We start from the raw sequence: 21,749 nt of genomic DNA, 5'->3' as shown, positions 1-21,749 counted from the left end.
CGTCCGCCACTAAGATTTAACAAGAATCCGCCGAAGCCTCATCAGCGTTAAATCTCCGTTCGACTTGCATGTGTTAGGCACGCCGCCAGCGTTCATCCTGAGCCAGGATCGAACTCTCACGTTTAAAAGTTTGATCTGGCCAGAACTCAAGCTTGGCTTTTTGTTCTGTCCGTTATTTACTAATTTTGTTCTGAATAAATTCTCTTGGAATTTTTCAGGGTTGCATTACTGTTTATTTGTCAAGGTTCTTAGTTGTTGTAGCTCTCAGCCGCAACTCATTTAGAATAGCATAGCTTTAAGTTTCTGTCAACAACTTTTTTAATTTGTTTTCCGAAGTTTCGATTCGCAGTTACTGGGACAAAGCCTCATCAGTAGGTAACTGCCCTCTCCGCAACGGGCAAGAGCTATTATAGCAAAGCACTTTTATAAATGCAATAACTTTTTTCATTTGTTTATAAACTTTTCCGAATTAGGATGACAATTTCATAACATGCCGATAATACTGTAGATACAATCTCGATATCCGTGGCATATTCTATAAGAGCTATTATCAAGCAGGCTTCAGCAATTCCAAGGATTGCTCCCAAAAATCTGTCCACTTTTCCTATTATTGGAACTTTTCTTATATTTCTTAAGGCATCTGAAATAGCTGTCATGATCTTATATACCGCGAAAGCCACTATTAGATAACCTATCTGTGATATTATCTTTCCCAACTTAATAGTAATTACGTTTTCTACCAAGTGGATGGAATAATAAACTGCCAAAAAAGAGGCTATGATAGCAATAAGGCCTGCTGCTTCCGCAAACAGGCCATTATTATATCCATATGATATTCTCCACAAAACAAGACACACCACAACAATTGTCATGATAATCTGTGATATATCAAATCCTAGCACTTTTACATTGTCTCCCAATGAACTCTTTTACATATCCTTGAAGAGCAAGGAACATTGCATAGATTTATATGAATACTTCTATGCATTAGCATTTAATCTCACAAAGCTATTACTTTAAATTCATAGTCATGATATTTCTGGATGTCACAAGTGTAAATCTGCTCCTTACCTTGGTAGGAATCATAACTTTGATAGGATCTGTGAAAGTTCCTTCATACTTATTGTGCCCAGACATATCCTTTATCACGCATTCATCTTCGTTATAAATAATGATCTGTTTGTTATCAAAAATGATATTTGAATATACTACATCAAAATATGTTGTAAGGATCTGCTCTCCAGCTGTATTGTATACTTGAAGTCTATACTCACCATCATCAGTATTGTTCATAAACACAAGACCAATGTAGCTATCATTGAAATATACTGATCTGATTTCTTCACCGCCTAGCAAGTGTTCTGCCTTGCTAACCGGTTTCTGATTGCCTGTATAGAACATTATCCTGTCATCTGAAATGGCAAACGCTGTATTTTCATTCATAAACTGTACGTACGGAACCACAACCCCGGGATAATCATATCCACTTGCATAGTTATCTATTGAGTTCTGGCCTACCGATCCAAAGTTAAAAAACGCAACGCTGGTCTTTAGCTTTCCTTCATCAGGATAAATGTAAGAAACACATAAAAGCTCTGCATTAGGCGACAGGCTGATACTGATAGGGTATCCGCTGTCCTTCATAGTGGTCTTAAAACTGGCCAGGGTGTTTCCTGTACAATCATAAAGGTATATCCATGTAACATCTGTACCATCTAAAATAGCTGCAACTACGCCCTGTGAAGATACGCAAAAATCCCTTATAGGAAGACTTGTATCAACTACTCCCATAGAGCCGCTTGTATTACTAACATAAATATGATGTCCGTTATAATCTCCAATAGCAACCACAGAATTGCAGGTATGTGCCATCGGATTCTGCATCTCATAGGTCTGGTTCCATACAGGCTGGCCACTGGAATTATAACAACCTACGCCATCCTTACTATATTGGATAACAAATCCAGACAGATCTACCACTTTTGAATCTGAGCCGTTGGAGATAGCTGCTTCCATTGTTAGAACTGCTTCAGAGTATTCTTTGTCCCGCCAGCTAATGTAGATTGCAATAACTGCAAAAAGAACTACCGCAGCAATTATTATTGTCCTAAAAAAGACCTTTAGCCTATGGCTTCGTATCTTTTCTTTATAAGAAGAGTCTCCAACCGGAGATGATCCATCGTCACTATTTCTATTCAATTTTCTGGCATATGAACTAAAATCTTTTACTTCAGCCAATTGAATCCTCCAAATCAGCTATATAGGAGGCTTCCTTATATAGCTGATCATTATTCGCCAATGAATTATTTGAACTGATATACAGTAACGCTATCGTAGTCTCTATCTGGTCCAAACACAGCATCAGGGAATCCTGGCTGATTTATTGAGTTTGGATAGAACTGAGTTTCAAGACAGAATCCATCTCTAGCCTTGTATTTAGTGTTCTCTTTTCCATTGTCATTCTTGAGGAAGTTTCCAGCATATAACTGAATTCCTGGAAGAGTGGTAGAGCACTTAAGTGTAATACCTGTCACAGGAGACTTGGCAACTGCAGCCAGTCTTAATGTTCCTTCCTGTCCATCTACACAATAATTGTGATCATAGCCGCCAACACACTGAAGCTGCTCAACGTCAGCATTTATATCCTGTCCTATAGTCTTTTCTTTTGTGAAATCAAAGACTGTACCAGCTACGTCCTTAAGCTCTCCAGTGGGAATAGCAGCGCCGTCTACAACAGGTGTAAACTTGGATGCATTGAGCAAAAGAGTATGATTCTCAATATTGCCTGCATTGTGACCGCTAAGATTAAAGTATACGTGGTTAGTAAGATTGATAAGTGTCTTGGCGTCACTTGTTGCATGATAATGAAGCTCCAGATTATTATCATCATCAAGACTATATGTAAGTGTGAATACTCTGTTACCAGCAAATCCCAGATCACCATCAGCAGATTTTAATGTAAATTCAACTGAGTTCTCGCCTTCTTTTGCATCCCAGATACGCTTATGGAAGCCGTTATCATGGTCTGTATGAAGGTTGTTAGGTCCATCATTAACTGGTAATGAAAACTCTTTTCCATCTATAGAATATCTGGCATTTGCAATTCTGTTAGCAGAAGGGCCAACTGTTGATCCAATAAATGAATCATTGGCAAAATATACTTCTGGGTCGTCATAACCAAGAACAACGTCTATTTTTCCACCATCTTTAGAAGGAACAAATACGTTCTTGATAGTACATCCGTAGTTGAGTATTACCGCCTCCATACCAGCATTATTGCTGATGTGATAAGCGTAGATTTCTTCCCCACTTTTGGTTTTTCCAAATAACTCTTTTGTTACTGCCATAACCTTTTCCTCCTAGTCAGACCTTTTGCAGGCTGACATTCAACTTTTTACATACACTCCAATTATTACAATTCAGTTCTACCTTCAAGAGCTCTCAAAAGCGTAACTTCATCAATATACTCAAGGTCTCCTCCAACAGGAACTCCGCTGGCAATTCGTGTAACCTTGATACCAGTTGGTTTTATCAGCTTGCTGATATACATAGCGGTAGTCTCGCCTTCAAGGCTTGAATTGGTAGCAACTATGACTTCATCAACTTCTTGTGTCTGAAGTCTGTGCATAAGCTCTGTGAGTCTTATGTCCCCAGGGCCGATACCAAGCATTGGTGAAATAGCCCCGTGAAGTACATGATAAACCCCTTCAAACTTGCCAGTCTTCTCATATGCCGCTAAATCTCTCGCATTTTCTACAACCATGATTGTCTTATGATCTCTGCTGGGATTATTACATATAGGGCAAATGTCATCATCCGTCAGAGTGCAGCACTCCTTGCAATAGTGAACATTTTCTCTGGCATTGACAATAGCATCAGCAAGCTTGTGAACTCTGTCCTTGGGAAGGCCTATCAAATAAAAGGCCAGTCTCTGTGCAGATTTGCCTCCTATTCCAGGAAGCGATGACAGCTCGTCTATCAGCTTATTAATATGTCCGCTGTATAGTTCCATCAGAATGGAAATCCTCCACCTAATCCGCCAAGTCCGCCGGTCATCTTGTTGACCATAGCTCCGCTTGCTTCCTCAGCCTGCTTCATAGCTTCATTTACTGCTGCAACGATCATATCCTGAAGCATCTCAACATCATCTGGATCAACTGCTTCTGGAGAAATCTTGATTTCTTTAAGTGTCTTACTTCCAAATACAGTGGCTTCTACTGCGCCGCCACCAGCCTTGGCTGTGAACTCTTTTGTCTCAAGCTCTTTCTGACTTTCCTCCATCTGACGCTGCATTCTCTGCGCCTGCTTCATAAGATTACTCATATTACCAGGCATTCCGCCGCCTGGAAATCCACCTCTTTTTGCCATTTTTAATTCTCCTTTTCTTCTTCAGTTACTATATCAAAATTTATAGCCTGCAAATTAACATAATTTTCCTCAAAAACCTGGCTAGGCTCAAGGAACTTTGTCTCAAATTCTATATGTTTGCCGGTTGAATCATCAAGGAAATTCTGAAGTTCCTCTCTGGACTCTCCCTTTGAATATTTCTCAGTTAACTGCCTGTTATCAAATACAATCTGCAGTTTATCATCATTTCCAAGACTTAAATTCGCCTTCTGAAGGTAATTCTTCATCGGATTGGACATTCTCATAAGATATCCCGGCCACTTACTTACAAGTGCCTTGATATCCTCAGGTACTGCGCGGTCCAGGACTTTCTTTTCCCTTGGAGGCCTTGCCCCTTCAGAAAAAGAGCCAGCTCCAGCAGATGCTACTGCCACCTGCCCGCTCTGAATGCCTTTCAAAAGCTTGCCATTTGCCTCGTCATGCTGCTCAAGGATCCTGATCCTATCCTCAAAAGCCCCTTCTCCATTGTCCATCTGAGGCTTGCAGAGTTTGATCAGCGTAATCTCTATCATAATTCTCTTCTGTGATGCATATCTTATCTGAGAAGAAAGCTCTGAAAAGACTCTTATGTATCTGAGAATAGTGTCGATGTCAGCTGAGTTTGCCTGCTCTTTGAGAGTAGCAAGGTTATCAGAGGAAACATCAATAACGTCCTCCATCTGATCTGATGCTTGTACAAGCATCAGATTTCTGAGGTACCAGACAAAATCATTTACAAATTGAGACAATTCTCTTCCTTGTATAACAATATCTGCAAGAAGAGTCAATGCCCCATTTACATCCTGTGTATATAATGCGGAAAAGAGCTTACTAAACACCTCGGTGTCAACGGCGCCAAGGACATTTAATGCCTTGTCATAGGTAAGTTCCTCTCCATAGTTAAAGGCTATGCACTGATCCAGAAGACTTAGTGAGTCTCTCATGGATCCGTCAGCAGTCTTGGCCACATATCTCAAGGCTCTCTCTTCTACCTTGATACCTTCTGCATCAACTACTTCCCTAAGTCTCGCCTCTATTGTATCGATAGTGATCCTATGGAAATCATATCTCTGACACCTTGAGAGAATTGTTATAGGAAGCTTTTGGACTTCTGTTGTTGCCAGAATGAACATAACATAACTAGGAGGCTCCTCCAATGTTTTCAAAAGTGCGTTGAAAGCTCCAGTTGAAAGCATGTGGACCTCGTCGATTATGTATACCTTCTTTTTGCCTTTGGTAGGTGAATAAGATACTTCGTCGATGATCTCTCTGACATTATCAACACCGTTGTTGGAAGCAGCATCAATCTCGATTACATTCATACTGTTGCCTGCGGCGATCTCTTTACACATATCGCACTCTCCGCAAGGAGAGCCATCCACAGGATGCTCGCAGTTAACTGCTCTTGCCAAAATCTTGGCAACAGAAGTCTTACCTGTTCCGCGAGTTCCGCAGAACAGGTAAGCATGTCCAACTCTATCCGATTTGATCTGATTCTTGAGTGTTGTAACTATGTGATCCTGGCCTTTGACATCTTCAAAGACCGGTGGTCTGAATTTTCTGTATAATGCAACATATCCCATTAAAACTAAACTCCCGCGGGCTAACTTTTTTCAAATTGTAATATCAATCCCCAAAACAGATTCCAAGCATCTTGGCTTCCTGAATAATGCTGGCATCAGGAGATACATATTTAAGCTTGCCTGCTATTTCAGAAAGAGGAACCTTAACGATCTCTCTGTTCTTGTAAGCTACCATGTATCCGAATTCCTTGTTAAGGATGAGCTGTCCTGCCTCTGCTCCAAGACGAGAAGCAAATACTCTATCATAGGAGTCTGGCGCTCCACCTCTTTGCATGTGTCCAGGAACAGTAACTCTTACCTCGTTTCCAGTCTTTTTCTGGATTTCTTCTGCAATCTCATAGGATACAGATGGATACTTGGAATTTGCAAGCTTCTCTTTATATTCCTTTTTGGAAAGCTTGGCATCCTTCTTGGAAATAGCGCCCTCTGCTACAGCTATGATGGTAAATCTGCTGCCGCGCTTATTTCTGGCATCAATTGCCTCGCAAACCTTGTTGATATCGTATGGAATCTCTGGAATAAGGATAACGTCTGCTCCTCCTGCCATTCCAGCATTAAGAGTAAGCCACCCAACCTTGTGTCCCATAACTTCTATAATAAATACTCTTCCATGAGAATCCGCTGTAGTGTGGATGTTGTCAATTACATTGGTGGCCACATCAACAGCACTCTGGAATCCAAAGGTCATATCAGTTCCCCAAAGATCATTGTCGATGGTCTTGGGCAGGGAAACTATATTAAGACCCTCTTCACTTAGCAGATTAGCAGTCTTCTGAGATCCGTTGCCTCCCAGAACCACAAGGCAGTCAAGCTGCAGCTTGTAGTAATTCTGCTTCATAGCCTCAACCTTATCAAGTCCATTCTCATCGGGTTCTCTGATTGTCTTAAAGGGAGTCCTGGAGCTACCAAGAATAGTTCCTCCCTTGGTCAGGATTCCAGAAAAATCCTTGGATGTGAGCATTCTGAAGTCACCATAGATAAGTCCCTTGTAGCCATTTAAAAAGCCATAGAACTCAACCTGCTCACCGCTGTGCGCAATACACTTAACAACGCCGCGCATTGCCGCATTCAAAGCCTGACAGTCGCCACCACTAGTCAACATACCAATTCTCATCATTGTGAATAGGCCTCCTTTGAAAAAGCTTACTTGTAAACGCACATACTACTAACAATTATACAAAATTCTAATGTACATGCCAAGTTAATCAGTTGACTAGGTATCATTAAAAAAGTATAATAAAAAGCGCTTTGGAGCTTATTCCAAGCGCTTTTTTGGAGTTGTACCCAAGTGGTTGAAGGGTCCGGATTCGAAATCCGGTAGGTCGGCTCGTCCGGCGCAGGGGTTCAAATCCCCTCAACTCCGTTTTTTGGCTCTGCCTAATGGTCCCTAGCCTATTAGAAGCTAAACTTCAGTATCAGTTCGCTCAGCTGTCTGTAAGTTCCACGCGGAACTGAGAAGGTGGTACCATCCTCCATGGTGATCACATCCTTGTTTATCCTGAGAACTCTTTTTAAATTGATTATTGTCTTCATGCCAAGGGCATGGAAGTATTCCTCTTTTAGATCCTGCAAAAGATTCTGCATGGTACTGCGCACAAAGAAGCTATCCGCTTCTGTAACAATTCTCTTGTAGTGATCTTCTGATTCAATATATAGAATCTCATCCACAGGGATTTTGTGAACCTGACCGCTTTCGCGAAATGACAGGAAACGGACTTCCTCTTTTGCACAGACTCTGTCTATCGCATCAAAAAAGTCTTCCTCCAGGATTGGCTTTTCCAGGTAATGAACAGCATGGATCCTGAAAGCCTCTTTGTAGAAGGCGTTTGAAGAGGTCATGAAAATGATCTGCCCGTTTTCATCTATCTTGCGAATAGCTTCGGCGATCTCTATTCCGTTCATCTTGTCAACGTATATATCCAATAGATAGATGTCATAGGATTCTTTTTCTATGGCACCCAAAAGATCTAAAGAAGTATAGAAAATATCGACGCTCATCTCCACTTTATAATGAGTCTGCCTATATTTTTCTAAAAGCTCTGCCGCATCAGCAGCAGAGCTTTTCTCATCATCACAAATCGCAATCTTATACATATTCACCCCAGCTGTTGTCTATATATCATATTAGTTAATGCTATATAAACATTATCTGTGGCCTATCCTTTAAAGTCAATTGTCTGGCCCACTAATTTCTCCTGTGGTGCCTGAACTGAATTGGCTCTCATATTGTAGTTGTAAGCCTCTATCTTGGATACAAGCTCTTCTACCGAGCTAGCCATGATTATCTCCACATCTTCATCATTTTCAATCTCATCCCAGCTCTTTACCTGGTCAGATTTACCTGCGGCTTTTTCCTGCAACTTCTCTAGCTGCTTATCAGCGGCCTCTTTCTTTTCTGCCTTTTTCTCAGCTTTCTTTTCAGCTTCTTTCTTGGCAGCTCTTTTAGCAGCGAGTTTCTCTGACATGCTCTGGGAGGATTTCTGCATTACTGCAAAAAATGATGCTGTACCATTGTCGTTGACCTGCATTCCGATTGATTTTACATTGCCCTGCTGTTCTGCAATTGACTTAAGCTGAGGCATCTGGGACTGAGCCCTGGAAATAAGGCCTTCATACTTGGCTCTGAAGTTCTCATCTGTGGCCATTCTCTCAATCTTTTCCTCATCGATGAGAACAACCATCTTGTTGGCATTGCCAAAGGAGCTGGCATTTTGCTTGGCATAGTCCTTCATGTCCTTGCTGACAAGAACAAAGTCCATGTTGGAGTACTTTTTCTTGAGCTCCTCATAGTACTTGGCTCCAGTTTCGCTAAGCTGGGCTTTGCCTATTGTTTTGCCGTAGTTCCCAGGCTTAACACCAGTATTTTCTTTTGCGGTGGAATTTTTGATTGCTTCATATGCACTAGCACCATTGCCAGCAGCTATTTCAGAAATATTACTCATGGTTCCCTCCATTCTCAGGTAATTCCTGTATGCTTCCCTGCCTGATATACAAATAGTCTAAAAAAGCATAGACTTAACGTTTTCTATACTTTGTATATCGGATGAAACCACGAATATCTTTAGCTTTTATTCCAACTTATTTCCACATGTCGCTAACAAAATACATAAGGGCAGCCCAGGTATAAACTGAGTAAAAATGGCCCTTGTCATCAACGCCGTTTTTAAGGAGTTCTAATGCCGTTTCTTTGTTCACAAAGCAGAACCCGTCAAAGAATTCCTGACCTACAGCGCCAGTCTGATCGAGCTGATCAAGGTTATCAAGATGAAGAACTACCTTAACAAGAGCATTGCTTTCATCAGTCATTCCAGGAGTGCTGAACAAAAATGGGTTGATTGCTTCAACAGTATCTCTGCTGGTATCCACTACTATTCCTGTTTCCTCGTGGATTTCTCTTATGGCTGTCGTTACGATTGGCTCAGTCTCATTCTTGTCCTCAGGATCAAGGAGTCCTGCTGGAACGCTTAGAAGGAATCTGCCTGATGGATATCTGTACTCGTAGGATAAGAGAAGTTGTGGCTCTTTTCCTGGCAAAAGAACTATAACAACGCAGCTTACTGCATCTGGGAGCATTTTTTTAAACTCTTCCTCAGATTTTATTGCTACTATGTCTTCCTTGGCGCGTCTTGTGGCATCGAAGTAGTGAGCGCCTTCTGCGTACTGCAGATCAAAAACGCGGATGAATTTCTTATCTAATATTTCCTGAACCTGATTTTTAGTGATTATTGGGCCCTGCATGGGTTTCCTCCTTGTATATGTATTGAAATGATATACGGATTGCTCCGCACTTCGTGCTTTCGCAATCCTACAATACATTCGGAAATCGCCATGCTCACTTTGTTCGCATGTCTTTTTTCCTCATGTATTGTTCGCATCCCGAGGTCATGCAGTCACACGTGCAAGCACGTGACTGCATGACTTCGGGATGCTATATCATTTCATATCATTTCACGTAGTAATGTCTTGCTATCCACTTGGAGAGGCCTTCGAGGCCGGGGTATACTATGCGTTCGCTCATGTTGAGCTGATCTAGCATGTCTCTTACTCTCCAACGGAGTTTTTTATCTATAACGTACTTTACAGTATCCTTGGTGTACTTATCAAGGAATCCCTCGATATCTTCTATTCCCATAGGAACTACTGCAAAGAATGAGTGCTGATTTATGATTCTCTGATTCAATGAGGGTGGTTCAATGATCACCATGGCGCTATCGCCCATGTCCTTGTCATATTGCTTTAGGCTGTTTCCCGTAAGTTCTTTTAACATATCAACAGTAAAGATTGTGGAATTCTTCTCGTATACTGCGCGCTTGTAGGAATCAGGAAGTTGAAGGACCATCTCAGACATATTGATCCTCCAGACCATGCTGTCGTGCTTGTCCATTTCTTCCAGGTTTTCTTCTGTCATTGAAAAGTTAAGGGCAACTAAAGCGGACTGAGTCCAGTCAAGGAGCCTTGTTGGCAGGCCATAGTGCTGACCCAGGATCATCTGTCTCCAAACCGAATGCCCTATAGAAGGCTCGTCATTTATGGCATACTTGGCGAAATTCTCAAGTATCGCAGGCTCAAGATGTTTCTGTCTTCCCTTGCAGTTCCTGCTAAGGCTTGTATACATCTTAAAGGATGCATCAGACATGCCTCTGTATACGTATGGGCTTCTGTTTCTGTCAAGATCTGGTCTGTATTCCTGCTCTGTCAGAAGGGGAAGCAGTTTTTCAAGTGTATCAATGTGAACTTCTTTGATCATAAATATTCCTCGTAACTTAAATCTGCGTGTCTGTTACATCAGGTTAAATTACCACAAGCTGCTCTTGTTTGTAAATCTATCAATCTTATTATATCAAGAATTACAAAAATAAATAAATGCCGCGAATTTACCACAATTAATGCAAACGGGCGTGGCAGATAACTGCCACGCCCTAAGTCGGTTAAATATATAAATTGATTATTTTACTGTAACTTTTGTGATGTGTGGGTTAGCGCCCTCATACCAGTAAAGGAATCCCTCTACATCAACTGTCTGTCCAGCTGTAAGGCCGCCAACAAGGTTGTAAAACTCTTCATCTGAACCATTGAGATAATACTCAAGGCAGAACTCGTAGCTTGCGCCATCCTTTGAAAGTGTAACATAAATGTCATCACCAGGCTGCTCGTTCTTGTAAGCTACAGCTTCAACTGTCATATCCTTGAAAGAAACAAGCTGGTTCTGAAGATCAATGAGCTCATCCTTACCAAGAAGGTCTGTAGCATCCTTAGCTTCTGCTACAAAGTTGCCATCCTCGATTTCGAATGTAGCATCAACGATTTCAACCTCACCTGACCACTCAGACTTAACACCTGAAACCTTGATTTTTGTTCCAGGAACAAGCTTGTCATAATCTTCCTGTGAACAAGCCATCTCATAGATGAAGTAAGCGCCATCCTCATCCTGTGTATAGAATGTTGCCTTGTCTTCCCACCATGACTGCTTGGCCTGTACATAAGTCTCAACAACAACTTCTGAATCAAGCTCAGCTGCAGCATACTCAGCATATGTCATAACGCCTTCTGCCTTAGCCTCTGCCTCTTCTACTACTTCCTCAGCTACTGACTCTGCAACTGTTGCTGCCTCTTCAACTACGCTTGCAGCCTCTACTGGAGCCTCAGTAACCTCTGCTGCCTTGTCACCGCATCCAACGAATGAAAGTGCAAGACCCATTGTCAATACCACTGCTAATGTCTTCTTCATAATATTCCTCCTAATATGTGCAGGGTCTATATACCGCCATGCGATATTACAGCCCTAAACTATTTACGGGCAGGCCTATTCCTGCTCGTTCATAAACAATTGAATTATACTAACAATATGCACTAATTACAAACATTTATTGTCTATCTTTTGATTTTATCCTCTCTCTTAGGGCATAGACGCCTATCAAAACCCAGGTAATTACTAGCCCCAGCAAAAGACATACCGATGCAACTGGAAGTTTTCCCAGGTCTGCTTTTCCACCTGAAACTCCGGAAGCTCCTCCCTGATCCAGATGATACAAAGACTTAACATCCTCATACAGCCCATCTATAAAAGCATCATCCACAGTCTTTTTTCTCTTAACAGACTTAGTAACGTTCTCAATAAGCTGTCCTGCAGCATCTCTGACCGATGCAGAACCGTTAAATACCGGTGTTACAAAGGTGTTTCCCGTATTTTCCATTAAAAGCTTTGCAGCCTTTATCTTTACATCGTAATGAAGGTCGTTATCCTCACCCTCTTTTGCCAGATAATCCTGATATTCCTGTGCATCCTGCGCTTTTTTTGTAACAGGAAGATAGCCTTCAGTCTCTGAGTAAGCTATCTGAACATCATTGGTCAAAAGAAATTGCGCAAACAGCCAGGATGCAAGAACTTCCTGCGAATCTTTTTTGTTAAACACACATATCGAAGGTCCCTGAGATATCATCACGGGGTTCTCTGGATCATACTGAGGTATTGCCATGACCTCAGTCTCAAAATCCACAACCTTATCAGCTGATATATCAAGAAGGGGTGCCTTGGATCCCATCCAGGTAGCTCCTGCAGTAGAGTCAATAGCAAATATGCACTGTCCGGCATTTAGGAAATTGGCTGGATATCCAGAAATCTTAAAGGTCGAAAAGGCCCCTGTCTTTGTGTGCTCCGCAACTGTCTTTAGAACATTTCTTGTATCGTCGTTAAACAAAAGGACATTCCCATCAGCATCAGAGTAGTCTGCTCCAAGCTGTTTAAGGGACTGAATCATCATGTTATCTGTTGATTTGTAGATAAATGGAATCAGCACGTTTTGCCCATTTACCTTAAAGGTTCCATCTGTATTTTTAGCCATGGCTGCCTCAGAAACCTCCCAGACAAAGTCCCAGGTAAGCTTATCAGGTAGCTCAAATCCAAGCTTTTCAACATATGTCTTGTTAACATAGCAGGCCTCTGTTGAACGCATGTAGGGAATTGCATAATGTTTTTCCCCGATCATACACTCATCAAGAAACTCAGGTACTATCTCTGAAACAGAAGGTGAATCAAACTTTAATCTGCTTCCTCCAAGTCCATACTCAGGATCTGCAAAAAGATCATCAAGTGGAACTACTGTATTATTTCCTGTAAGATATGTGGCAATGTGATCTGGATAGGTTATGCAGACATTTGGCGTTGTATTGGTTGAAATATTAGTGATAACGTCATTGTAAATCTTGCCATAGTCTGTATAAAGCCTCATATTGACAGTTATATTAGGATATAAAGCCTGAAAGTCCTCAATTGCCTTATTGTAAATAGCTGTCTGGGTTACATTTGTATCATTTTTGGCCCAAAAGGTGATCTCAATCTTTTTTGTTTCATCAAACTCTTCTGGTATTGTAAAGTCCGTAGATGCCTTGGCTCCATGGCATCCGCCAAGTAGCAGCATAGCCCCCAGAACTGCGGTTATTATTCTATGTTTCTTCATCTTCATCTCCGTTACAGTTACTGCAGATAAATTCTAGTTTTTGTCTTGCTCAGCCCTTTGTGCCGCCTCTTGCTACGCCTTCCATGATCTTATGCCTGAAGATCAGGAACAAAACAACAAGGGGAACTGAAATAACCACAACTGCTGCCATCATAGCAGGCACGTTTTCTCGTCCAAAACCGTTTTCTCTGATCTCCTGAATACCATTGGAAACAAGGAAATAATTCTGATCATCAGTTATAAGTCTTGGCCAAACATAGGAATTCCAGCATTCAATGACCTTGAGTATTGTGATCGTCACAATTGTTGGCCTTGATATTGGAAGCATAACTCTGACAAGGTATCTAAAGTCTGAAGTTCCATCCACCTTGGCAGCCTTATAAAGCTCCTCAGGAATCTGCTCAAAGTTTTCCTTCAAAAGATATATGTAAAAGACAGAGGTTACAGAAGGAAGCACCAGTCCCAGGAAAGTATTTCTAAGGTCTAAGTTTGTTATGGTCACATAATTAGTAATGATAACCAGTTCGTTAGGTATCATCATAAGAGAAAGAAACAGTGAGAACACTATATCTTTTCCCCTAAAATCAAGCCTTGCAAAAGCGAAGGCCGACAAAACAACTACCACCATCATCAGAAGGGTTGTGATAACAGTAAATATAAAGGTGTTAAAGAAGTACTTGGCCAGAGGCACCGCAGTAAAAGCTGTAATATAGTTAGCTGTTGTAGGGCTTAATGTAAAGAACTTTGGAACATACTCAGAATTGTAGGCTCCGTACCCCTTTACAGAAGTCAATATCATCCAGTAGAAGGGAAATAACACCAAAACTCCCCACAGCGTCAAAAGAAAATAAATAACAATCTTTCTGACTCTCTCGTTTATCCTTGCCTGTTTCTCTATTTTTTTATTAGCTTTTTCGTTCATCTGATCTCAAATCCCCGCTATTACTGATAATGAACAGTTTTCCTGCTGACCATAAGGTTGATGGTCGTGATCGTAAATACTATGGAAAAAAGTATCAAAGCTGCTGCCGATGCATAAGATGGATAACCACCACTGTTTCCATAGAGCATGTCATACACATATCCAACAATAGTGTTCATTCCTGCAGCATTTAGGTCTGTGCCAAATAGGGCAACCTCATCACTATAGGCCTTAAAAGCCCCGATAAAGCCTGTAATTATCAGGTAAAAGACCATAGGAGAGATCATAGGGAGCGTTATCTTGTAAAAAATTCTCCACTTAGGAGTTGCATCCACCTGGGCTGCCTTGTAAAACATTGGATTCACTGAAGCCAATGCACTTGTAAGTATAAGTATCTTAAATGGCATAACAATCCATATTGTGTAAAAGCACATAACAAACATCTTGGCCCAATATGGTCCATCGATGAAATCCACAGAGGGACCGCCAAAGAGCTGTATAAGAAGCGAAACAAGGCCATCGGAATAGGCAGTTTTTTTGAACAAAATCATAAAAACAAGACCTACAGCCAATGTATTGGTCACATATGGAAGGAAATAGACAGTTTGAAAGAAATCCCTCAAAGCCTTGATGGAACTAAGTCCCAGGGATATCAAAAGAGCTATTCCAGTAGACAATGGCACTGTGATTATAACTATTATGAAGGTGTTCTTCAGAGCCTGGATAAAATAAGGATCGTGAAGGACATAGGAATAGTTATAAAAACCTGTTCCCCAAAAGGTCTGGGAAGCAAAGTTATAGCCTTCTTCAAAGGAATATATAAGTACATCCACAAGAGGATATACCATGAATACTCCAAGAAATGCTATTGCTGGCAAAAGACATAGCCAGGCAGTCAAGTTCTTTTTCATAACATGATCCTCTCTCTGGTTACTCCGTCAAAAACGCATACTTTCTTGGGTTTAAGCGAAAATCTGATCTTGCCATCAACAGCTGTCTTTGTTTCCTCTGAAGGAATTATCGCTCTTATATTTTCACCGACAAAAAGTGGGTGAGTTGCCACAAAGCTAGTGTCTCGTCCCATTACTTCACGATTTAGGAAGTCGCATTCAAGGGGGCCGTTCTCATCAATAATAAAGCCCTCTGGTCTTATTGCCACATAGACATCTCCATCTGCAATTCCCTTGGCATCAAGCACAGCCGCATCTCCTATATAAACCTTTTCGTCCTTGATTTCACCCGTAAAGGTATTGATCTGAGGTGTTCCAAGAAAGCTTGCCACAAAAAGATTTACCGGCTCATCATATATATCCTGAGGAAGTCCCATCTGCTGAAGCACGCCATCCTTCATGACAACAATCGTATCTGAAATACTCATGGCCTCTTCCTGGTCGTGAGTTACAAATACTGTTGTAATTCCAGTTTCCACCTGAATTCTCTTAAGCTCTTCTCTGGTCTGAAGTCTTAGCCTTGCATCAAGGTTTGACAAAGGCTCATCAAGAAGAAGCACCTGCGGCCTCTTAACAAGAGCTCTAGCTATGGCTACTCGCTGCTGCTGTCCACCTGACATTTCATTGGGCCTTCTGTCTAAAAGGTCCTGGATCTGGACAAGCTTTGCCGCCTCCTGTACCTTTTTCTCCATTTCCTCCTTGGAGAGCTTTTTGGCTCCTCTTAAGTTCTCAAGTGGAAATCTTATGTTTTCTCTTACTGTAAGGTGCGGATAAAGTGCATAGTTCTGAAAAACAAGGCCTACTCCTCTGTGCTCTGGTGGAAGGTCAGTTACATCTGTATCGCCAAAGAAAATGCGGCCCTCAGATGGCTTCTCAAGTCCGCAGATGAGGTTAAGAGCTGTACTCTTTCCGCAGCCAGATGGGCCCAAAAGACCTATTAGCTTGCCATCTGGTATCTCAAAATTAAAATCATTAACTGCGATCACATCATCCTTTATCTTTTTGTTCCTGTTAGGGAAACGTTTAGTTACATGCTGTAAAACTATTTTCATATTTTTTCCTCTTCATTCGCATTTCTTTATTCCTCTCATCCACATATCGCTTACATCTGATGTCTTACCACTTTATATTCATCATTGTCCTGATAGTAGGGACACTCTTTATTGCTACCTGACATCATGCGGTAATAATCATCCTCATCCATATTGACCATGCAGGTGTAGCACTCCCAATCCTCATCATAGACATAATTAGCACATGTATCACAGATCATATAAAAACCTCCGGATGTATTCATTTTGACTTTTGACACCCATATCATAATACATCAAAAATTCATAGCTTCCACATAGTTTTCTGTGAAATTATCCTTATTTGATAATTCAACTACGTGGGCCCTTTTTACTATATCATCAAGTTCAGCTATGATCTTTTCTTCTTCGCTCGTTCCCTTAAGAGCCGCCTTTAAAAGCAGCATGCACCCTGAAAGGGCTGAGTAAGGAGAAGCAAATACATGGCTTTCTTCATACGGGAAGAGCTTTAGATATCTTAATTTCTCAGCCATCAGGCATGCGCCATACCCGCCGCACACTGCTATATATTCAGGCTTTTTCTCCTTTAACAGCTCTTTCTGTGCCGCATAAAGTGCAGCCTTTCCAAGCTGTACATTTCTTATATCATTCTGAGTAAGCCTTATTTCTTTTCCCTCTGTTGTAAGTGGGAATCCCTCACTGAAGTACTCCTCTGTCAAAAGACCTGTCTCATCAATAATCTTATTTCTCACAAGTTCGGATACTGCCTCAAGAACCCCTGAGCCGCATATACCTACAGGTTCCTTGTTTAATATGGTTCCAAGCTTTACTTCAAACCTGCCTGAATCCGGAGGTCTTTTTATATAAACTTCTGATATTGCTCCCGGAACTGCTGCCATTCCACAGCTTATACCACCTGCCTCAAACACAGGGCCTGCTGCTGTGGATGTCACAAAAAGCTCACTTCCATCCCAAAAAGCCATCTCTCCGTTGGTCCCAAGATCAATAAGAAGTTCACTGTAGCTCTTTTTGATCATATTTGCTGCATAAATATCAGCTACTATATCCGCTCCGACAAATGCTGATATTCCCGGCATTATAAGCACTCTTGCATGTCTAAGATACTCAGGGATATCGTTTCCCCAGAGGTCAAAAGCACTTATTTTCTCTGGTTTTAGAGAATATGGCTCATATGGGAATCTGCCAAGACCAGTAACATCATAGCCCCGCAGCAGATGCAGCATTGTAGTGTTTCCTGTAATTGTTATCACATCAAGCTTATTAACGCCGAATTTAGCCAGAGCGTTTTCTATAAGTTCTAAAATATCATCTCTTATAAGGCAAAAAAGTTCATCTCCATGGCCTTCACCTGCTGCCGCAATCCTTGAAATAACGTCTGCACCGAAACTTCTTTGATGATTGGTTCCAGAAAACACACCATAAATATACTGCTCTCCTTGTGGATTCATGCCAATTATCATTAGGCCGATAGTAGTGGTTCCTATATCTATTGCCACTCCAAAATTGCTCATAGTCTCGGGAGCAGGATTGTCCTTTTTCATGGTTTTTAGCATCTTACCAGCGGCATATATTTTTTCTTCTTTAAGCTGCCCTTCTTCAAGGACTATCTCTGCATCCTCGGTCAAAACAGCCCTGCACAATAGTCTCACACCATCTTCTATCTCTTTTTCTGACAAGAAACTCTTGTCCTGAAAGCTTGCCTTTGGCGCTCCTTTTAAAAACCTTACCCTGCACTTTCCACAGCGCCCCATTCCAGCGCATGGAAGGGTCACTTTTATTCCCGCATCACTTAAAAGCCCCTTGAGCTGTTTCCCTCTTGGAGCCTGCAACATAACAGTCTTTTCTCCTGTATTAATAGTAATATGCAAACTATTAGTCTTCATAAGGTAATAATACACTAAAAAAGGTGCATTTTCCGCTAAAATGTGCGAAAATAGGTGTGTTTAGATTTTTTATGTATGAAAGGAGATATTTATGGGACTTTTACAGGCAGCTTTAGTAGCTGGTGGCAGTGTTTTAGCTGATCAGTGGAGAGACTATTTTTATTGTCCAGCACTTTCAAACGATGTTCTTTTGACTAAGGGCGTCAAGAAAGCTGGAAAGGGGAACGAAAATGTAATTTCTAACGGTTCTATCATCGCCGTTAACGAGGGACAGTGTATGATCCTCGTTGATCAGGGACAGATTACTGAAATCTGCGCAGAAGCCGGTGAATTTGTATATGACGTTTCTACAGAACCTTCTGTATTTTATGGAGACCTTGGGGAAAATATTGTAGCTTCCTTCAAGGAATTTGGAAAAAGAGTTGGCTTTGGCGGTTCAGCAGCCAAGGATCAGCGCGTTTATTTCGTAAATACCAAGGAAATTCTTGGCAACAAGTATGGCACAGTTAACCCTGTTCCATTCCGCGTAGTTGATACAAATATTGGACTTGATATGGACGTTAGCATCAAGTGCCACGGCGAATTCAGCTATCGTGTAGTTGATCCGGTTCTTTTCTACAAAAACATTTGTGGAAATGTAAGCGGTGAGTTTACAAGAGACAGAATCGAATCACAGCTCAAAACTGAGCTTCTTACAGCTCTTCAGCCAGCATTTGCCAAAATTTCAGAAAGCGGCATCCGTTACAGCGCTCTTCCTGGGCACACCACAGAAATCGCAGATGCCCTTAATGAGATACTTTCCAAGAAGTGGACAGAGTTCTACGGAATCAAGATTTCTAGCTTTGGAGTTAGCTCTGTTACAGCTTCAGAAGAAGACGAAGCTACTATTAAAGAGCTTCAGAGAGCTGGTGCTCTTAGAAATCCTAATATGGCAGCTGCTACAATTGCAAGCGCTCAGGCTCAGGCAATGCAGGATGCAGCAAAAAATACAGCAACAGGCCCTATGATGGCATTTGCAGGCATGAACATGGCGGGACAGGCTGGCGGAATGAACGCTAATCAGTTGTTCCAGATGGGCCAGCAGCAGGCAGCTCCTCAGGCAGCTCCAACTCCTGCTCCTCAGATGATGCCTCAGGGTGGCGCAGCATGGACATGTTCTTGCGGTGCTGCTAACAACGGCAACTTCTGCACTAATTGTGGTAAGCCAAGACCAGCATCTAACTGGACATGTAAGTGTGGAAATCTTAACAACGGAAATTTCTGCACTAACTGCGGATCACCAAGACCACAATAATCTACGCCATCATTAAATAACTGTTTTATTGTTGAGGTAACAATGGCTTTACACGAATATGAATGCCCTTCCTGCGGTGGGGCAATGGAATTTAATCCTAAGACACAAAAGCTCAAATGTCCTTATTGTGATTCCGAATTTGATGTTAAGGATTATGTAGCCAATCATAACTCAGACAGCACAGGTGAAGCTGCTGATCAATACACTGATCAGAGCACCACAGATGATGGTCAGCAGCTTTATATTTATAAGTGCGGTTCCTGTGGTGGTGAGATTCTTGCCACAGAATCTCTTGGATCCACAAAATGTCCTTTCTGCAGTAACAACGTGGTTGTAAGTGAGAAATTCACAGGAGAGTTTAAGCCCGACTACATCATTCCTTTCAAATGTACCAAGGATGACGCCATGAACACCTATAGGAAATACGTAAAATCCAAACGTCTTGTGCCAAAGGTGTTCCTTGACGAGAATCACATAGATGAAATAAAAGGTGTATATGTACCTTTCTGGATTTATAATGCCACCATGTCTTTTTCTGGCGCCTACGAAGGCAGGAAGGTCAGACACTGGCGCGATAGCACCTATGAATATACAGAAACCAAGTTTTACGATGTAAGAAGAGCCGGAACAGAAGATTTTGAGAATGTTCCAGCTGACGCATCCAAAGAAATGCCTGATGACCTGATGGATTCTCTTGAACCCTTTGATCACAATGAGATGGTTCCTTTTAATATGGGATATTTAGCAGGTTTTCTTGCGAATAAATATAATGTTTCTGCCAGTGAGAATATGCCAAGAGCTATGAACAGGATAAAGAACTCTCTGATTGCAGATTTCAAGGGAACGATAAATGGTTACTCATCCCTTCGTCCCCTTGGCGAGACCACAGGTATCGAGCGTTCATCTCACAAATATGCCCTGTACCCTGTGTATATCCTGAATACTACCTGGAGAGATAACAACTATCTTTTTGCCATGAATGGACAGTCTGGCAAATTTATAGGTAATCTTCCATACAGTATTGCCCGGGCAGTCAAATACTATATACCAATAGCAGCACTTGTCTCTGTTATTTCATTTTTGATCTACTACTTTGTGATATAGGATCAGGTAATATAAATATTTTATGAAAAAAATACAACGATTAAAAAAACAAATAGCTTTTGCTTTTCTGTTTATCCTGCTTGGAATGATGCTTATCCCCGTGCCTAAGGCTAAAGCAAGCGACCTCATTCTCTGGGATAGTTATACCAAGCCCTCCAGCAGGCAAAAAGACAGGCTCTTTGACAATGCAGAGTTACTTTCTTCTGCTGATCAGGAGGATATATTAGCAAAGCTCAATGAACTTAGCCAGAAGCACAACTCAAATATTGCTATCCTGACTGTCAATGAACATAGCGGTCCAATTCAGGACTATGTCGATGATTACTTTGACTACAATGGATTTCAGGCAGACTATGATGGTTCAGGCGTATTATTCATGCTGAGCATGGCTGACAGAGAGTTTGCAATTTCCACTAGTGGTACTGGCATACAAGCCTTTACAGATTATGGTCAGGAATATCTTATTGAGCAAATGAGGCCCTTCCTTAGTGAGGGCGACTACTACGGTGCCTTCAACAAATACATTGAAGTTGCTGACTATTTCTACACTCAGTACGAAAATGGACAGCCCTATGATATTGACTTTAAAGACACTAGCCCGCAGGCTCTTATAAAGGTCGGGATCATATGTCTTGGCATCGGTTTGATAGTCGCTCTGATCCCAATTTTTATAATGATCAGCAGCCTCAAAAATGTTCATGCAAGCACTACTGCTTCAGGCTATCAGAGTCACAATGGTCTGCATCTTACAATGCACAAGGATACCTATCTGCGCTCATCCACCTCTAAGGTCAGGATTCCTGATGAGCGCTCAAGTTCAGGCGGCTCTGGCGGAAGCTCGGTGCACATTTCAAGTTCAGGTTCTTCCCATGGCGGAAGCCATGGTCATTTCTAAGCTTTATAAAAATGTAATAAACTCGCTTATTTGTATCTACTGCAAGTAAGCGAGTTTTTTTTATTTTGTTTATACATAATTAAGTGTCAATTTAAACACTTCATTGTATACTTATAGGTAGATGATAGGAGGCTTAACTTGAGAACAAGGCACAGGATAAGTATTGTTCTGCTCCCACTTTTGGCTCTTGTCCTCTTGGCCAGCGCCATTCGATTTTTGGGTG

General features: G+C 41.5%; 21 protein-coding genes, 1 tRNA gene and 1 rRNA gene. 4 read left to right on the top strand and 19 right to left on the bottom strand.

The annotated features are described in order from the left end of the window. The 8 genes from BLO53_RS08620 to BLO53_RS08585 all read right to left on the bottom strand — a co-directional run. Positions 1 to 124: ribosomal RNA gene (locus tag BLO53_RS08620) — 16S ribosomal RNA — on the bottom strand; the annotation flags it as partial. 328 nt (positions 125 to 452) lie between these two features. Next, positions 453 to 902 carry a CvpA family protein gene (locus BLO53_RS08615; RefSeq protein WP_092060574.1) on the bottom strand — a complete coding sequence of 150 codons (450 nt, stop codon included), beginning with the start codon at positions 900 to 902 and terminating at the stop codon, positions 453 to 455. 109 nt (positions 903 to 1,011) lie between these two features. Next, entirely contained in the window at positions 1,012 to 2,238 is a 1,227-nt protein-coding gene (locus BLO53_RS08610; protein ID WP_092060571.1) for a DUF5711 family protein, read from the bottom strand. A 65-nt stretch (positions 2,239 to 2,303) separates the two neighbouring features. Continuing rightward, positions 2,304 to 3,347, bottom strand: coding sequence for an aldose epimerase family protein (locus BLO53_RS08605; protein WP_092060569.1), 1,044 nt, complete (start codon positions 3,345 to 3,347; stop codon positions 2,304 to 2,306). Between the two features lie 65 nt (positions 3,348 to 3,412). Continuing rightward, entirely contained in the window at positions 3,413 to 4,012 is a 600-nt protein-coding gene (recR, locus tag BLO53_RS08600) for a recombination mediator RecR (protein WP_092060567.1), read from the bottom strand. After that, positions 4,012 to 4,368 carry a YbaB/EbfC family nucleoid-associated protein gene (locus BLO53_RS08595; protein WP_026490083.1) on the bottom strand — a complete coding sequence of 119 codons (357 nt, stop codon included), beginning with the start codon at positions 4,366 to 4,368 and terminating at the stop codon, positions 4,012 to 4,014. The genes recR and BLO53_RS08595 overlap by 1 nt, the downstream gene beginning before the upstream one ends. 2 nt (positions 4,369 to 4,370) lie before the next feature. Then, a complete protein-coding gene (gene dnaX / locus BLO53_RS08590) occupies positions 4,371 to 5,969 on the bottom strand; it encodes a DNA polymerase III subunit gamma/tau (protein ID WP_092060565.1) in 1,599 nt (532 codons plus the stop codon). A gap of 43 nt (positions 5,970 to 6,012) precedes the next feature. Then, positions 6,013 to 7,086 carry a 6-phosphofructokinase gene (locus tag BLO53_RS08585; RefSeq protein ID WP_092060563.1) on the bottom strand — a complete coding sequence of 358 codons (1,074 nt, stop codon included), beginning with the start codon at positions 7,084 to 7,086 and terminating at the stop codon, positions 6,013 to 6,015. Positions 7,087 to 7,243: 157 nt separating this feature from the next. On the opposite strand from BLO53_RS08585, the gene BLO53_RS08580 reads away from it, so the two are divergent. Next, positions 7,244 to 7,332 (top strand) — tRNA-Ser (locus tag BLO53_RS08580). Between the two features lie 32 nt (positions 7,333 to 7,364). Here BLO53_RS08580 and BLO53_RS08575 read toward each other — a convergent pair. From BLO53_RS08575 to BLO53_RS08530, 11 genes are all read right to left on the bottom strand, one after another. After that, positions 7,365 to 8,063 (bottom strand): LytR/AlgR family response regulator transcription factor, encoded by a 699-nt coding sequence (locus BLO53_RS08575; RefSeq protein WP_092060561.1) that lies wholly within the window; start codon positions 8,061 to 8,063, stop codon positions 7,365 to 7,367. Positions 8,064 to 8,125: 62 nt separating this feature from the next. Then, positions 8,126 to 8,911 carry a DUF6033 family protein gene (locus BLO53_RS08570; protein ID WP_242875348.1) on the bottom strand — a complete coding sequence of 262 codons (786 nt, stop codon included), beginning with the start codon at positions 8,909 to 8,911 and terminating at the stop codon, positions 8,126 to 8,128. Between the two features lie 136 nt (positions 8,912 to 9,047). Next, positions 9,048 to 9,707 (bottom strand): NUDIX hydrolase, encoded by a 660-nt coding sequence (locus BLO53_RS08565; protein ID WP_092060557.1) that lies wholly within the window; start codon positions 9,705 to 9,707, stop codon positions 9,048 to 9,050. 205 nt (positions 9,708 to 9,912) lie between these two features. Continuing rightward, entirely contained in the window at positions 9,913 to 10,716 is an 804-nt protein-coding gene (locus BLO53_RS08560; protein ID WP_092060555.1) for an FRG domain-containing protein, read from the bottom strand. A gap of 198 nt (positions 10,717 to 10,914) precedes the next feature. Next, positions 10,915 to 11,697, bottom strand: a complete 783-nt coding sequence (locus tag BLO53_RS08555; RefSeq protein WP_035789876.1) for a hypothetical protein — start codon at positions 11,695 to 11,697, stop codon at positions 10,915 to 10,917. A gap of 136 nt (positions 11,698 to 11,833) precedes the next feature. Next, on the bottom strand, positions 11,834 to 13,426 hold the full coding sequence (locus BLO53_RS08550) for an ABC transporter substrate-binding protein (RefSeq protein ID WP_092060553.1): 1,593 nt from the start codon (positions 13,424 to 13,426) through the stop codon (positions 11,834 to 11,836). 49 nt (positions 13,427 to 13,475) lie between these two features. After that, positions 13,476 to 14,348, bottom strand: a complete 873-nt coding sequence (locus BLO53_RS08545; RefSeq protein WP_092060551.1) for a carbohydrate ABC transporter permease — start codon at positions 14,346 to 14,348, stop codon at positions 13,476 to 13,478. Positions 14,349 to 14,368: 20 nt separating this feature from the next. Further along, positions 14,369 to 15,259 (bottom strand): carbohydrate ABC transporter permease, encoded by an 891-nt coding sequence (locus BLO53_RS08540; protein WP_026490071.1) that lies wholly within the window; start codon positions 15,257 to 15,259, stop codon positions 14,369 to 14,371. Then, entirely contained in the window at positions 15,256 to 16,350 is a 1,095-nt protein-coding gene (locus BLO53_RS08535; protein WP_092060549.1) for an ABC transporter ATP-binding protein, read from the bottom strand. The genes BLO53_RS08540 and BLO53_RS08535 overlap by 4 nt, the downstream gene beginning before the upstream one ends. A 50-nt stretch (positions 16,351 to 16,400) precedes the next feature. Next, entirely contained in the window at positions 16,401 to 16,571 is a 171-nt protein-coding gene (locus tag BLO53_RS19195; RefSeq protein WP_176757218.1) for a DUF6472 family protein, read from the bottom strand. Between the two features lie 54 nt (positions 16,572 to 16,625). After that, positions 16,626 to 18,182 (bottom strand): ASKHA domain-containing protein, encoded by a 1,557-nt coding sequence (locus BLO53_RS08530; protein WP_176757217.1) that lies wholly within the window; start codon positions 18,180 to 18,182, stop codon positions 16,626 to 16,628. A 142-nt stretch (positions 18,183 to 18,324) separates the two neighbouring features. On the opposite strand from BLO53_RS08530, the gene BLO53_RS08525 reads away from it, so the two are divergent. From BLO53_RS08525 to BLO53_RS08515, 3 genes are all read left to right on the top strand, one after another. Then, entirely contained in the window at positions 18,325 to 19,527 is a 1,203-nt protein-coding gene (locus tag BLO53_RS08525; protein WP_026490068.1) for an SPFH domain-containing protein, read from the top strand. Positions 19,528 to 19,569: 42 nt separating this feature from the next. After that, the gene (locus BLO53_RS08520; protein ID WP_092060545.1) at positions 19,570 to 20,631 is read left to right on the top strand and encodes a hypothetical protein; all 1,062 of its coding nucleotides are present in this window, start codon (positions 19,570 to 19,572) and stop codon (positions 20,629 to 20,631) included. A 100-nt stretch (positions 20,632 to 20,731) separates the two neighbouring features. Continuing rightward, positions 20,732 to 21,526 carry a TPM domain-containing protein gene (locus tag BLO53_RS08515; RefSeq protein WP_176757216.1) on the top strand — a complete coding sequence of 265 codons (795 nt, stop codon included), beginning with the start codon at positions 20,732 to 20,734 and terminating at the stop codon, positions 21,524 to 21,526. Positions 21,527 to 21,749: the final 223 nt, after the last annotated feature.

This window comes from Butyrivibrio sp. INlla14, from assembly GCF_900102515.1.
GTDB lineage: Bacteria > Bacillota > Clostridia > Lachnospirales > Lachnospiraceae > Butyrivibrio.
This window is presented reverse-complemented; position numbering and strand designations above follow the sequence as displayed.

Excerpts from the sequence above, each read along its gene's own strand:
- BLO53_RS08605 (WP_092060569.1), bottom strand. The coding sequence starts at position 3,347 with ATGGCAGTAACAAAAGAGTTATTTGGAAAAACCAAAAGTGGGGAAGAA.
- recR (WP_092060567.1), bottom strand. The coding sequence starts at position 4,012 with ATGGAACTATACAGCGGACATATTAATAAGCTGATAGACGAGCTGTCA.
- BLO53_RS08595 (WP_026490083.1), bottom strand. The coding sequence starts at position 4,368 with ATGGCAAAAAGAGGTGGATTTCCAGGCGGCGGAATGCCTGGTAATATG.
- dnaX (WP_092060565.1), bottom strand. The coding sequence starts at position 5,969 with ATGGGATATGTTGCATTATACAGAAAATTCAGACCACCGGTCTTTGAA.
- BLO53_RS08585 (WP_092060563.1), bottom strand. The coding sequence starts at position 7,086 with ATGATGAGAATTGGTATGTTGACTAGTGGTGGCGACTGTCAGGCTTTG.
- BLO53_RS08575 (WP_092060561.1), bottom strand. The coding sequence starts at position 8,063 with ATGTATAAGATTGCGATTTGTGATGATGAGAAAAGCTCTGCTGCTGAT.
- BLO53_RS08570 (WP_242875348.1), bottom strand. The coding sequence starts at position 8,911 with ATGAGTAATATTTCTGAAATAGCTGCTGGCAATGGTGCTAGTGCATAT.
- BLO53_RS08565 (WP_092060557.1), bottom strand. The coding sequence starts at position 9,707 with ATGCAGGGCCCAATAATCACTAAAAATCAGGTTCAGGAAATATTAGAT.
- BLO53_RS08560 (WP_092060555.1), bottom strand. The coding sequence starts at position 10,716 with ATGATCAAAGAAGTTCACATTGATACACTTGAAAAACTGCTTCCCCTT.
- BLO53_RS08555 (WP_035789876.1), bottom strand. The coding sequence starts at position 11,697 with ATGAAGAAGACATTAGCAGTGGTATTGACAATGGGTCTTGCACTTTCA.
- BLO53_RS08550 (WP_092060553.1), bottom strand. The coding sequence starts at position 13,426 with ATGAAGAAACATAGAATAATAACCGCAGTTCTGGGGGCTATGCTGCTA.
- BLO53_RS08545 (WP_092060551.1), bottom strand. The coding sequence starts at position 14,348 with ATGAACGAAAAAGCTAATAAAAAAATAGAGAAACAGGCAAGGATAAAC.
- BLO53_RS08540 (WP_026490071.1), bottom strand. The coding sequence starts at position 15,259 with ATGAAAAAGAACTTGACTGCCTGGCTATGTCTTTTGCCAGCAATAGCA.
- BLO53_RS08535 (WP_092060549.1), bottom strand. The coding sequence starts at position 16,350 with ATGAAAATAGTTTTACAGCATGTAACTAAACGTTTCCCTAACAGGAAC.
- BLO53_RS19195 (WP_176757218.1), bottom strand. The coding sequence starts at position 16,571 with ATGATCTGTGATACATGTGCTAATTATGTCTATGATGAGGATTGGGAG.
- BLO53_RS08530 (WP_176757217.1), bottom strand. The coding sequence starts at position 18,182 with ATGTTGCAGGCTCCAAGAGGGAAACAGCTCAAGGGGCTTTTAAGTGAT.
- BLO53_RS08525 (WP_026490068.1), top strand. The coding sequence starts at position 18,325 with ATGGGACTTTTACAGGCAGCTTTAGTAGCTGGTGGCAGTGTTTTAGCT.
- BLO53_RS08520 (WP_092060545.1), top strand. The coding sequence starts at position 19,570 with ATGGCTTTACACGAATATGAATGCCCTTCCTGCGGTGGGGCAATGGAA.